This is a genomic window from Burkholderia sp. NFPP32 (assembly GCF_900119325.1).
Classification (GTDB): domain Bacteria; phylum Pseudomonadota; class Gammaproteobacteria; order Burkholderiales; family Burkholderiaceae; genus Burkholderia; species Burkholderia pyrrocinia_C.
This window is the reverse complement of the sequence record NZ_FPJP01000001.1, coordinates 625,390-637,350: the sequence shown is the minus strand read 5'-3', so window position 1 is coordinate 637,350 and position 11,961 is coordinate 625,390. Positions and strand designations below refer to the sequence as shown.

The 11,961-nt window shown below is 68.2% G+C and carries 12 protein-coding genes; 7 read left to right on the top strand and 5 right to left on the bottom strand.

The features are described 5' to 3' along the window. Positions 1-24 precede the first annotated feature (24 nt). Genes BT264_RS02970 through fahA form a run of 4 tightly spaced genes read left to right on the top strand, consistent with a single transcriptional unit; the run spans position 25 to position 4,264 of the window. Positions 25-255 carry a DUF2783 domain-containing protein gene (locus BT264_RS02970; RefSeq protein WP_072436227.1) on the top strand — a complete coding sequence of 77 codons (231 nt, stop codon included), beginning with the start codon at positions 25-27 and terminating at the stop codon, positions 253-255. Next, positions 252-1,613 (top strand): MFS transporter, encoded by a 1,362-nt coding sequence (locus BT264_RS02965; protein WP_072436226.1) that lies wholly within the window; start codon positions 252-254, stop codon positions 1,611-1,613. Before BT264_RS02970 ends, BT264_RS02965 begins: the two co-directional genes overlap by 4 nt. 15 nt (positions 1,614-1,628) lie before the next feature. Beyond that, the gene (gene hmgA, locus BT264_RS02960; protein WP_072436225.1) at positions 1,629-2,963 is read left to right on the top strand and encodes a homogentisate 1,2-dioxygenase; all 1,335 of its coding nucleotides are present in this window, start codon (positions 1,629-1,631) and stop codon (positions 2,961-2,963) included. Then, on the top strand, positions 2,960-4,264 hold the full coding sequence (gene fahA / locus BT264_RS02955) for a fumarylacetoacetase (RefSeq protein ID WP_072436224.1): 1,305 nt from the start codon (positions 2,960-2,962) through the stop codon (positions 4,262-4,264). Before hmgA ends, fahA begins: the two co-directional genes overlap by 4 nt. A gap of 91 nt (positions 4,265-4,355) precedes the next feature. Here fahA and BT264_RS02950 read toward each other — a convergent pair whose 3' ends face one another. The 5 genes from BT264_RS02950 to BT264_RS02930 all read right to left on the bottom strand — a co-directional run bounded on the left by BT264_RS02950 (position 4,356) and on the right by BT264_RS02930 (position 10,002). Then, entirely contained in the window at positions 4,356-5,516 is a 1,161-nt protein-coding gene (locus BT264_RS02950; protein ID WP_072436223.1) for an MFS transporter, read from the bottom strand. 91 nt (positions 5,517-5,607) lie between these two features. Continuing rightward, complete coding sequence (locus tag BT264_RS02945) at positions 5,608-6,777, bottom strand: MFS transporter (RefSeq protein WP_072436222.1); 1,170 nt, start codon at positions 6,775-6,777, stop codon at positions 5,608-5,610. A gap of 239 nt (positions 6,778-7,016) precedes the next feature. Then, complete coding sequence (bluB, locus tag BT264_RS02940; RefSeq protein WP_072436221.1) at positions 7,017-7,808, bottom strand: 5,6-dimethylbenzimidazole synthase; 792 nt, start codon at positions 7,806-7,808, stop codon at positions 7,017-7,019. Between the two features lie 181 nt (positions 7,809-7,989). Then, positions 7,990-8,988, bottom strand: coding sequence for a 2-hydroxyacid dehydrogenase (locus BT264_RS02935; protein ID WP_072436220.1), 999 nt, complete (start codon positions 8,986-8,988; stop codon positions 7,990-7,992). Positions 8,989-9,018: 30 nt separating this feature from the next. Beyond that, the gene (locus BT264_RS02930; protein WP_072436219.1) at positions 9,019-10,002 is read right to left on the bottom strand and encodes a LysR family transcriptional regulator; all 984 of its coding nucleotides are present in this window, start codon (positions 10,000-10,002) and stop codon (positions 9,019-9,021) included. Between BT264_RS02930 and BT264_RS37820 the strand changes: the two genes are divergently transcribed. From BT264_RS37820 to BT264_RS02925, 3 genes are all read left to right on the top strand, one after another. Beyond that, positions 10,001-10,210, top strand: a complete 210-nt coding sequence (locus BT264_RS37820; RefSeq protein WP_143155677.1) for a hypothetical protein — start codon at positions 10,001-10,003, stop codon at positions 10,208-10,210. The two genes, BT264_RS02930 and BT264_RS37820, sit on opposite strands and share 2 nt — an antisense overlap. 160 nt (positions 10,211-10,370) lie before the next feature. Next, positions 10,371-10,826 (top strand): hypothetical protein, encoded by a 456-nt coding sequence (locus BT264_RS39060; RefSeq protein WP_177318331.1) that lies wholly within the window; start codon positions 10,371-10,373, stop codon positions 10,824-10,826. Beyond that, positions 10,748-11,959, top strand: a complete 1,212-nt coding sequence (locus BT264_RS02925) for a pyridoxal-phosphate-dependent aminotransferase family protein (RefSeq protein ID WP_072436218.1) — start codon at positions 10,748-10,750, stop codon at positions 11,957-11,959. The genes BT264_RS39060 and BT264_RS02925 overlap by 79 nt, the downstream gene beginning before the upstream one ends. Positions 11,960-11,961 lie beyond the last annotated feature (2 nt).

Below are 11,961 nucleotides of genomic sequence, written 5' to 3'. Positions count from 1 at the left end.
GATAAAGACACCGGAGACCCCGTCATGCCCTCACTCGACACCCGCCCGCGCCTGGCCGATCCGGACGCGTTCTACGAAGCGCTGATCGACATGCATCGCGACCTGTCCGATGCCGACAGCCAGCTCGTCAACGCGAAGCTGATCCTGCTGCTCGCGAACCAGATCGGCGACATCGACGTGCTGCGCGAAGCGATGGCGCTCGCGCGCCAGGGCGTGACGCCGCCCGTGCATCCGGCCGCCGAGGTGGCGCAATGAGCGCGGCGCCGGCCGACGCGCGCGTGCTCGAAGTCGAGCGCGTGATCGACGAGACCCATCGCCCGGGCTTTCACTGGATGCTGCTCGTGTTGTGCGGGCTGTGCCTCGTGATCGACGGTTTCGACGCGCAGGCGATGGGCTACGTCGCGCCGAGCGTGATCGCCGAATGGGGCGTGCCGAAGCAGGCGCTCGGCCCGGTGTTCAGCGCGAGCCTGTTCGGGATGCTGCTCGGTGCGCTCGGGCTGTCGGTGCTGGCCGACCGGATCGGGCGGCGCCCGGTGCTGATCGGCTCGACGCTGTTCTTCGCGGTGACGATGCTCGCGACACCGTTCGCAAGCTCGATTCCCGTGCTGATGGCGCTGCGCTTCGTCACGGGCCTCGGCCTCGGCTGCATCATGCCGAACGCGATGGCGCTGGTCGGCGAGTTCAGTCCGGCCGCGCATCGCGTGAAGCGGATGATGATGGTGTCGTGCGGCTTCACGCTTGGCGCTGCGATCGGCGGCTTCATCAGCGCCGCGCTGATTCCGGCGCTCGGCTGGCGTTCGGTGTTCTTCGTCGGCGGCGCGGTGCCGCTCGCGCTTACGATCGCGATGGTCGCGCGGCTGCCCGAATCGCTGCAGTTCCTGGTGCTGAAAGGGCGCATCGCGCAGGCGCGCGACTGGCTTGCGCGTTTCGCGCCGCAGGCCGGCATCGATGCGGACACGCGCCTCGTCGTACGCGAGCGGGCCGCGACCGGCGCGCCGGTGGCCGAGCTGTTCAGCCACGGCCGCCTGCCGGTCACGCTGCTGCTGTGGGCGATCAGCTTCATGAACCTGATCGATCTGTACTTCCTGTCGAACTGGCTGCCGACCGTGATGCGCGACGCGGGTTATTCGCCGGGCACGGCGGTGATCGTCGGCACGGCGCTGCAGACGGGCGGCGTGATCGGCACGCTGTCGCTCGGCTGGTTCATCGAACGCTACGGCTTCGTGCGCGTGCTGTTCGCCTGCTTCGCGTGCGCGGCCGTGTCGGTGGGGCTGATCGGCTCGGTCGCGCATGCGCTGCCGTGGCTGCTGGTCGTCGTGTTCGCGGGCGGGTTCTGCGTGGTCGGCGGGCAGCCGGCCGTGAACGCGCTCGCGGGCCAGTATTACCCGACGTCGCTGCGCTCCACGGGCATCGGCTGGAGCCTCGGCATCGGCCGGATCGGCTCGGTGCTCGGGCCGCTCGTCGGCGGACAACTGATTGCGCTGAACTGGTCGAACGGCGCGCTGTTCCACGCGGCCGCGGTGCCCGTGCTGTGTTCGGCGCTGTTCGTTCTTGGCCTGGCGGGCGTAACGCGGCGAAACGGCGCGCAGGCGCCGAATGTCGCGATGAATTGATGGAGAAATGAAACGATGACGCTTGACCTGTCGAAACCGGCGACCGCCGGCTACCTGAGCGGTTTCGCGAACGAATTCGCGACCGAGGCGCTGCCCGGCGCGCTGCCGCACGGCCGCAACTCGCCGCAGCGCGCGCCGTACGGGCTGTATGCGGAGCAGCTGTCGGGCACCGCGTTTACCGCGCCGCGCGGCCACAACCGCCGCTCGTGGCTGTACCGCATCCGCCCGGCCGCCGTGCACCGGCCGTTCGAGCCATACGCGGGCCCGCAGCGGCTCGTGTCGGAATTCGGCGACTCGGCCGACGTGCCGCCGACGCCGCCGAACCAGCTGCGCTGGGATCCGCTGCCGATGCCGGTCGAGCCGACCGATTTCGTCGACGGGTTGGTGACGATGGCCGGCAACGGCTCGGCGGCCGCGATGAACGGCTGCGCGATCCACCTGTACGCGGCGAACCGCTCGATGCAGGACCGCTTCTTCTACAGCGCGGACGGCGAACTGCTGATCGTGCCGCAGCAGGGGCGGCTGTTCATCGCGACCGAATTCGGCCGGCTCGACGTCGAGCCGTTCGAGATCGCGGTGATCCCGCGCGGCGTGCGCTTTTCCGTCGCGCTGCCGGACGGCGACGCGCGCGGCTACATCTGCGAAAACTTCGGTGCGCAGCTGCGCCTGCCGGATCTCGGCCCGATCGGCTCGAACGGTCTCGCGAACCCGCGCGACTTCCTGACGCCGCAGGCCGCTTACGAGGATCGCGAAGGCGCGTTCGAGCTGATCGCGAAGCTGAACGGCCGACTGTGGCGCGCGGACATCGGCCATTCGCCGCTCGACGTCGTCGCGTGGCACGGCAACTACGCGCCGTACAAATACGACCTGCGCCTGTTCAACACGATCGGCTCGATCAGCTACGACCATCCCGATCCGTCGATCTTCCTCGTGCTGCAGTCGCAGAGCGATACGCCGGGCGTCGACACGATCGACTTCGTGATCTTCCCGCCGCGCTGGCTCGCGGCCGAGGATACGTTCCGCCCGCCTTGGTTCCACCGCAACGTCGCGAGCGAGTTCATGGGGCTCGTGCACGGCGCGTACGACGCGAAGGCGGAAGGCTTCGTGCCGGGCGGTGCGAGCCTGCACAACTGCATGTCGGGCCACGGGCCCGACGCGGACACGTTCGAGAAGGCGTCCGCGAGCGACACGACGAAGCCGCACAAGGTCGACGCGACGATGGCGTTCATGTTCGAGACCCGCACGCTGATCCGGCCGACGCGCTACGCGCTCGACACCGCGCAGTTGCAGGCCGACTACTTCGAATGCTGGCAAGGCATCAGGAAACACTTCAACCCGGAGCAAAGATGAGCGACACCCAAGACTGGCGCGCGACGCTCGACCCGGCCCGCAAGAGCTGGGTCGACACGGCGAACGATCCCGCCTGCGATTTCCCGATCCAGAACCTGCCGTTCGGGATTTTCAGCGATGCGAAGCAGGCGGCGCGCCGTGCGGGCGTCGCGCTCGGCGACCAGATCGTCGATCTCGCGGCGCTTGCGCGCGCGGGCCTCGTGACGCTGCCGGCCGGCGCCGACGCGTTCGCCGCGCCGACGCTCAATGCGTTCATCGCGCTCGGCCGCGATGCATGGCGCAGCGTGCGCGTGCAGTTGTCGGACCTGTTCTCGCGCGACAACGCGCGGCTGCGTGACGATGCGGCGCTGCGCGCGCAGGTGCTCGTCGCGCAGCGCGACGCGACGCTGCATCTGCCGGTCGAGATCCCCGGCTACACCGATTTCTATTCGTCGAAGGAGCACGCGACCAACGTCGGGTCGATGTTCCGCGATCCGAAGAATGCGCTGCTGCCGAACTGGTCGGAGATGCCGATCGGCTATAACGGCCGCGCGTCGTCGGTGGTCGTGAGCGGCACGCCGGTGCGGCGCCCGAACGGGCAACTGAAGCTGCCCGACCAGGAGCGCCCGGTGTTCGGCGCGTGCCGCAAGCTCGACATCGAGCTGGAGACGGGTTTCATCGTCGGCAAGGGCAACGCGCTCGGCGAGCCGATCGCGTGCGAGGACGCGGAGGCGCATATCTTCGGGATGGTGCTGCTGAACGACTGGAGCGCGCGCGACATCCAGCAGTGGGAATACGTGCCGCTCGGCCCGTTCAACGCGAAGACGTTCGCGACGACGATCTCGCCGTGGATCGTCACGCTCGACGCGCTCGAACCGTTCCGCACCGCGCAGCCGGAGCAGTCGCCGCAGCCGCTCGCGTATCTGCGCCACGCGGGCAGGCATGCGTTCGACATCGCGCTCGAAGTGACGCTGCGCGCCGAAGGGGCGGCGCATGCGACGTCGATCTGCCGCACCAACTTCAAGCACATGTACTGGACGATGGCGCAGCAGCTCGCGCATCACACGGTCGCGGGCTGCAACACGCGGGTCGGCGACCTGATGGGTTCGGGCACGATCAGCGGGCCGACGAAGGATTCGTTCGGCAGCCTGCTCGAACTGACGTGGAACGGCAAGGAGCCGGTTGCGCTGGACGGCGTCGGCAGCCGCGCATTCATCGAGGACGGCGACGAGCTGACGCTCGCCGGATGGTGCCAGGGCGACGGCTATCGCGTCGGCTTCGGCACCTGCGCGGGCAAGATCCTGCCGGCGCGGAGCGCGTAACGCGCAAGACGTAGCACGCAGCACACGGTACGGCAGTACCGGGCGGCCCGCATCATGCGGGCCGTCGTCATTGTGTGGCGGCGCGTGCGTGTCAGACCGCGCGTTGCAACGCGGCGCGGCGCTCCCACAGCGCGGCCGCGACGAACGCCGCGACGCAGACGACCAGCACGCCGACCAGCGCGTTGCTGCCCAGTTGCTCCATCAATGCGCCCGCGACGAGCGGGCCGCCGAAGCTCGCGGCGCTCCACGACGCCGACACGAGCGAGCTCGCGGTGACGAGCGCCGCGCCGCGGAAGCGTTCGCCGCATGCGACGAGCGACAGCGTGTAGATGCTGCCGGCCGCCGCGCCGAGCACGAACAGCAGCGGCCAGCACAGCCACGGGTTCGCGATCACGAGCGGCAGCAGCGGCAGGCCGGCCAGCACGATCCAGCCCGCGCCGAGGTGCACGCGTTCGCGGCCGAGCTTGTCCGCGAGCCAGCCGATCGGGAACTGCATCGCGGTATCGCCGAACAGCATGATCGACGCGAGCAGCACGGCGGTCGCGCTCGCGACGCCGTGATCCATCGCGTAGAGCGGCAGCAGCGACAGCGCGAGCGTATCGAACAGCGCGAAGAACCCGGTGCCGATGATCAGCGCGGGCATGCGCGGCAGCACGTCGAGCCAGCGACCGTGCGCTTCGTGATGCGCGTCGTCGCCCGCGAGCGGCGCGCGCCGGATCGTCGCGAGCGTCGGCAGCGCGAGCAGGAACAGCGCGCCGCACAGTGCGAAGCGGATGCTCGTCGCGCCCGCGATCTGGCTGACGAGCACGGGGCCCGCCATCTGGAACAGCGTGAAATTGGTCGCGTAGATCGCGACGACGCGGCCGCGCGTCGAATCGTCGGCGAGCTGGTTGACCCACGCTTCGCCGATCGTGAACAGCAGCATCAGCGCGGCGCCGCACAGCACGCGCAGCACGCCCCACAGGATCAGGTTCGACGTGAACTGCATCAGCGCGGTGGCTGCCGCGAGCAGCACGACCGACACGACGATCGCGCGGCGCGAGCCGATGTGCCGCGCGAGCGCGGTGACGAACGGAACGATCGCGAGACCGCCGAGCGCCTGCGCGGCCGTCAGCATGCCGACGACGTTGGTGCCGTGTCCGGCTTCGGTCAGTGCGAGCGCGGTGAGCGGCAGCGTGGCGCCGGTCCCGAGGCCGACGACCGCGACGCTCAAAATGAGCGCGAGGAAATCACGATTGAGAATGGCTTTCATCGGCCGGGATGCTACACCGCGGACCTTGAAAGGTCCATGAAGGCCGTCAGGATCGAATGCGTTGCGCGCGCAACGAATGCGCGTCGGCGCGTTACACGTATTCAGTCGGCGCGGCCAGCGGGCGGCGTTCGAGCGACGCCGACCACAGCGTGAGCGCCAGCGCCGCGACGGCCATCGCGACGCCGACCCACGGCAGGTTCACGAGCGACACGCCGGAGCCGATCGCCATTCCGCCGAGCCACGCGCCCGTCGCATTGCCGAGGTTGAACGCGCCCTGGTTCAGCGTCGATGCGAGGTTCGGCGCGTCGCTCGCGCGATCGACGATCAGGATCTGCAGCGGCGGCACGATCGCGAACGCGAGGATGCCCCACACGAAGATCGTCGCGAGCGCGGCGAACGGCAAATGCATCGTGCCCGCGAACAGCGCGAGGACGAGGCCGATCAGCGCGAGCGTCGCGATCAGCGACGGCATCCGGCGCCAGTCGGCGAGCCTGCCGCCGAGCGTGCCGCCGACCGTCAGCCCGAGGCCGAACAGCAGCAGCACATAGGTGACCTGACGCGGCGAGAAGCCGGTCACGTCCTCGAGGATCGGCGTGATGTACGTGAACACGCTGAACAGGCTCGCGGACGCGAGCACGCTGATGCCGAGCACCATCAGCACCTGTGGGTGCTTCAGCACGCTGAATTCGCGGGTGATGCTGGTGTCGGGCATCGCGAGGTTCTTCGGCAGGCAGACCGCGAGCGCGGCGGCCGCGGCGATGCCGATGCCGGTGACGGCCCAGAACGTCGCGCGCCAGCCGAACGCCTGGCCGAGCGCGGTGCCGAGCGGCACGCCGAGCACGTTCGCGAGCGTGAGGCCCGTGAACATCAGCGCGATCGCCTGCGCGCGGCGGTTCGGCGCGACGAGGTTGCTCGCGACCACCGAGCCGATCCCGAAGAACGCGCCGTGGCAGAACGCGGTGACGACGCGCGCGGCCATCAGCACCGCATAGCCCGGTGCGATCGCGCAGAACAGGTTACCGGCGATGAACAGCCCGATCAGGCCCATCAGCGCGCGCTTGCGCGGCATCTTCGCGGTGACGATCGCGAGGATCGGCGCGCCGATCGTCACGCCGAGCGCATAGCCCGACACGAGCATCCCGGCGGCCGGAATCGACACGCCGAGGTCGCGCGCGACGTTGGGCAGCAGCCCCATGATCACGAATTCGGTGGTACCGATTCCAAATGCGGCGACGGCGAGGGCGAAAAGAGGCAAGGGCATCGCGGTAGGCTCGGGAAAAGTCGCTGCTCGGGTGGGCGCAGGATGCGCGGGGCGGGCGGCGGGAAGGCGAACGACAGCGCGATTCTACTTCAGTGAAAACCCTTATGCTTGGGGCCAAAACGGATGTTGCCGGCGTGCGACGGGGTAGCGGGCGGGAAGCTCACAATGTGGGATTTGGCGGCGGTTTGCGGCGTGCGAATTCGTCGGGGTCGGAGCGGTGGCGGCTACCGGGCCGCGCTTCAGGCGATGCGTTCGGGCGACCCGTCGGAGGGTGCGGCGGATCGAGCCGGTTCGGCGATGGTGTCCGGTGTGCGTGGCACGCTTGCGTCCGGTTCGGCGTTCGTGTCCGCAGGCGATGCACGCGATGCAGGCGATCCGGCGGCGTCGATCGAGGCCGGATCGTCCCAGCCGTTCTCGAACAGGCATGCTTCGATCGGCATTCGCGCGGCCCAGCGCTCCTGCTCGAGCATCGGCTTTGCATAGAACGCGTCGACGTGCCCGACGCACAGCACGGCGATCGGCTTCGCACCGGCGGGCATCCGCAGCAGCGTGCGCAGCGCATCGACGTCGAACAGCGACACCCAGCCCATCCCGAGCCCTTCCGCGCGCGCGGCGAGCCACATGTTCTGGATCGCGCACGCGGCGGACGCGAGATCCATCTCCGGCAGCGTGCGGCGGCCGAACACGTGGTGTTCGCGGCCGTCGGCGAGCGCGACGACCAGCAGTTCGCCGCATTCGCGCACGCCTTCGACCTTCAGCCGCATGAATTCGTCCTGGCGCTCGCCGAGCGCGTCGGCGGTCGCGCGGCGCTCGGCCTCGACCAGCGCGTGGATCGCGGTGCGCAGCGCGGGATCGGTGATGCGGATGAAGCGCCACGGCTGCATGAAGCCGACGCTCGGCGCGTGGTGCGCCGCGCGCAGCAAGCGCGCGAGCACCGCCGGATCGACGGGCGCCGGCGTGAAATGGCGCATGTCGCGCCGTTCGAAAATGGCGCGGTAGACGGCGGCGATATCGGAGTCGTCGAAACGCATGAGCGGCAAAAGCAGGGGATGACGTCGGCGCAACGATAGCAGACCGCGCGCGGGCCGCGTTACATCAGTCGAAACAAAATGCGGAATTGTTGATGTAAAAGATCGTGTTTTCAGCGTTGATCAAAAGCAAACGATTGCGGTGGCGCCGGCAACCATGAAATGAGCCGGTTTCGTCGATTTCTCAGCGATTCGCCGTCACGAGGTTCTGCGGCGTGCCGGCATGCCACGCCTCGATGTTCAGCAATGTGGTGTGCGCGATCTCCGCCAACGCCTCGCGCGTGAAGAATGCCTGGTGCGACGTGACGATCACGTTCGGGAACGTCAGCAGGCGCGCGAGCACGTCGTCCTGCAGCGGCAGGTCGGAGTGATCCTCGAAGAAGAGCCCGCTTTCCTCCTCGTACACGTCGAGCCCGAGATGGCCGAGCTGGCCGCTCTTGAGCGCGTCGATCAGCGCCTGCGCATCGACGAGGCCGCCGCGGCCGGTGTTGATCAGCATCGCGCCGTGCTTCATCCGCGCGAGCGTCTGTTCGTTGATCAGATGGTGCGTCGACGGCAGCAGCGGACAGTGCAGGCTGACGATGTCGGCCTGGTGCAGCAACGCGTCGAGCTCGACATAGCGCGCACCGAACGCGATCAGCTCGTCGTTGTACGGCGGCACCGAGTGCGCGAGCACGTGCATCCCGAAGCCCATCATGATCTTCGCGAACACGCTGCCGATGATGCCGGTGCCGATCACGCCGACCGTCTTGCCGTGCAGGTCGAAGCCGAGCAGGCCGTTCAGCGAGAAGTCGCCTTCGCGGGTGCGCGCGACGGCGCGCGGCAGGCGGCGGTTGAGCGCGAGGATCAGCGCGACCGCATGCTCGGCGACCGCGTGCGGCGAATACGCGGGTACGCGCACGACCGCGATGCCGAGCCGCTCGGCGGCCGCCAGGTCGACGTGGTTGAAGCCCGCCGAGCGCAGCGCGATCAGACGCGTGCCGCCGTCCGCCAGCCGTTCGAGCACGGCTGCGTCGACGGTGTCGTTGACGAACGGGCAGACGACGTCATAGCCGTGCGCGAGGATCGCGGTTTCCGCGTCGAGGTGCGACGGCTGGAAGTGCAGCCGATAGCCGAACTGCCGGTTGGCGGCGGTGAACGAATCGTCGTCGTACTGCCGGCTGCTGAACAGGATCACGCGCACGCTGCACCTCCGATGGCTGACGCGCGCAGTTTACTGCAGGCCCGTGACGATGTCGGAGCGGTCGGGGCCGCGCGACGGACGCAGGAAGCCGTAATCCTTCCGCTCGCGGGCCGTCTGCGCGCTGAAGTGGTCGAGCGCGTGCTCGACGAAGCTGCGCGTGCGGGCCGGCACGTACTGGCGGTTCGGATAGACGAGCGACAGTTGCGCATCCGGGTCGTCGATCCGGTAGCCGGGCAGCAGCCGCACGAGCGTGCCGCTGTTGAGCGCATCGGCGACGCACGGCTCGGGCAGCACCGCGATGCCGGCGCCGGCAATGGCGGCCGCCTGCACGAGTGCGAGCTGGTTGAGCGTGCAGGCCGGGCGCACCGTGACCGAATGCGCGACGCCGTCGTGGCCGACCAGCTGCCACGCGGGCGCATGCTGGTGCGGCGCGAGCGTGACCCAGTCGTGGCCCGGCAGGTCGTCGGGCGCGCGCGGCTCGCCGCGCCGGTCGAGATAGGCAGGCGCCGCGCAGGCGACGAACGGGTTCGGCGCGAGCGCATGGCCGATCAGCGTCGGGTTGCCGTCGAGCCGGTTGCCCGTGACGATGCCGACGTCGTAGCCCGATTCGAGCACGTCGAGCGGCCCCTCGGCGACGGTCAGCTGCACGCGCAGCTCGGGGTAGCGGTGCCGGAAGCTGCTGACGAGCGGCGTCAGCGCGAGCGGCGACAGCAGGCCCGACGCGACGACGCGCAGCGTGCCGGCCGGTTCGCGCACGGCATGCGCGACGGACGACTCGAGGTGGTCGAATTCCTCTAGCAGCGCGCGGCAACCGTCGAGGTAGCGCACGCCGGCCTCGGTGAGCGACAGGTTGCGCGTGGTGCGGTGGATCAGCCGTGTGTTCAGGTGACCCTCGAGCATCGCGATCGAACGCGTGACGAGCGCATTGGACACGCCGAGATGGTGCGCTGCGCGCCGGAAGCTCTGCTGCTCGGCGACGCAGACGAATACACGCATGGTCTGAATCTGGTTCATGGCTTGTGTATTTCTGGCCCGGTTGATTGATTATGGTTGTGATTTTTCGCCGCGCAACCTCGAAAATGCATCGCGCGGCACCCAGTTCTCCTTCGTATCGAAAAATCTGTTTTCGATTCCGCAGACGATTGTTAAATATAGTTGCGATATCCGTCAACCTGAGAAAACGGGCGGGTTGCGGAAAATCGAAATCGCGAGTACCGGTTAAAAGTCGGTCTGTCTCGTGTGCCTGCCGTTCAAAGGCGGCAGAGTATTGGAATATGCATCGTGTCGACGAATAATTCGTATGTTAATCAATTGGTTGTTCGTGATTCGATCAGGTTTGCTCCGGTAGTTTGGGGAATCGCGCCCCAATACATGCTGCAGTAATGGATGTTTTTACCCGTGCGCAGATTTTGCGTATTGCATTCCGTTCGGCGATTTTTATCGAACATCCGGTCTATTCCGTTCGATACCCAAGTCGCGCTGAACCGTCGGCATCGATGAAACGCGGCGATATTGGCGGAGAAAATCGCGCGCATGGAACCGTTTCACAACCGGCCGGCAATGCCATTCCAATCCGGAACGCCGGCGCGCGATGCCTGGGCGGCCGGCTGGCCCGGTCCGGCGACCGGGCCACCGTCGCGCTGTCCGGCCGCGCGTGCCTCTTGCGCGAGGCCGCGGAACGCGGAATGATCGATCAGTTCGCCATGCAGTTGGGTTTGGCGGGCGTCCGTGTATTTCCCATCCTCACCTTTTGCCAGCCATGTCCATCGATTACTCGCCGATTCCCTGTCCCGTCGTCGTGCCGCTCGACGCGATCCTGCCCGAAGAACCGCTGCTGATGATGGGGGCCGGCCCGGTTCCGATCCCGGCCGCCGTCGCGAAGGCGAACACGATCGTGATCAACCACCTCGGCGCGACGATGGCGAAGATCATCGAGCAGGTGAAGGAGATGGCGCGCTACGTGTTCCAGACCCGCACGAAGTGGGTGCTCGGCGTCGCGGGCCCCGGCTCGGCCGCGATGGAAATGGCGATCTCGAACCTCGCCTGGCGCGGCACGCGCGTGCTGTCGATCCGCAACGGCTTCTTCAGCGCGCGGATGGCCGAGATGGCCACGCGCGTCGGCGCCGACGTCGCGACGCTCGAAGTGGCCGACCGCGCGGTCGCGAGCCTCGACGAGATCGCGGACGCGATCGCGCGCGAGCGGCCCGAGATCGTCACGATCGTGCAGGGCGAGACGTCGAACACCGTGTGGAACCGCGATCTGCGCGACATCGCTGCGCTCGCGAAGGCGGCCGGCGCGCTGGTCGTCGTCGACGCGGTGTGCACGCTGTCGACGATGCCGCTCGACATGGACGCGTGGGGCATCGACGCGGTGATCACCGGCGGCCAGAAGGGGCTGTCGTCGATCCCGGGCGTGTCGCTGATCGCGTTTTCCGACGCCGCGTGGGAGCGCATGAAGCATCGCCCCGAGCCGAACACGCACTGGTGCCTCGACATGGCGCTCGCGGAGAACTTCTGGCACAACGCCGGCTATCACTACACGGCGCCGGTGTCGGGCGTGCTCGCGCTGCACGAGGCGCTGCGGCTGGTTTGCGCGGAGACGCTCGAAAGCCGCTTCGCGCGCCACCTGCGCTGCTCGCTCGCGCTGCAGGCGGGTGTCGAGTCGATGGGGCTCAAGCTCTATGCGCCGAAGGACTGCCGGCTCAATTCGGTGGTCGGGATCGAGACGCCGGAAGGGCTCACGCCCGGGATGGTCTGCGGCCATATCTCGAAGCAGTACCAGGTCGAGATCTCGGGCTCGTTCGGGTTGCCGATCGTGCGGATCGGGCAGATGGGCGAGCAGTGCCGCGAACACAACCTGTTCCGCACGCTGCATGCGTTCGGCCGCACGATGGTCGACCTGAAGGTGCCGGTCGACCTGCCGGCCGGTGTCGCGGCGCTCGAACAGGAACTGTCGCAACGCGGCGTATAAGG

Coding starts and splice junctions, on each gene's coding strand:
- BT264_RS02970 (WP_072436227.1), top strand. CDS start 25: ATGCCCTCACTCGACACCCGCCCGCGCCTGGCCGATCCGGACGCGTTC.
- BT264_RS02965 (WP_072436226.1), top strand. CDS start 252: ATGAGCGCGGCGCCGGCCGACGCGCGCGTGCTCGAAGTCGAGCGCGTG.
- hmgA (WP_072436225.1), top strand. CDS start 1,629: ATGACGCTTGACCTGTCGAAACCGGCGACCGCCGGCTACCTGAGCGGT.
- fahA (WP_072436224.1), top strand. CDS start 2,960: ATGAGCGACACCCAAGACTGGCGCGCGACGCTCGACCCGGCCCGCAAG.
- BT264_RS02950 (WP_072436223.1), bottom strand. CDS start 5,516: ATGAAAGCCATTCTCAATCGTGATTTCCTCGCGCTCATTTTGAGCGTC.
- BT264_RS02945 (WP_072436222.1), bottom strand. CDS start 6,777: ATGCCCTTGCCTCTTTTCGCCCTCGCCGTCGCCGCATTTGGAATCGGT.
- bluB (WP_072436221.1), bottom strand. CDS start 7,808: ATGCGTTTCGACGACTCCGATATCGCCGCCGTCTACCGCGCCATTTTC.
- BT264_RS37820 (WP_143155677.1), top strand. CDS start 10,001: ATGGCTTGTGTATTTCTGGCCCGGTTGATTGATTATGGTTGTGATTTT.
- BT264_RS02930 (WP_072436219.1), bottom strand. CDS start 10,002: ATGAACCAGATTCAGACCATGCGTGTATTCGTCTGCGTCGCCGAGCAG.
- BT264_RS39060 (WP_177318331.1), top strand. CDS start 10,371: ATGGATGTTTTTACCCGTGCGCAGATTTTGCGTATTGCATTCCGTTCG.
- BT264_RS02925 (WP_072436218.1), top strand. CDS start 10,748: ATGTCCATCGATTACTCGCCGATTCCCTGTCCCGTCGTCGTGCCGCTC.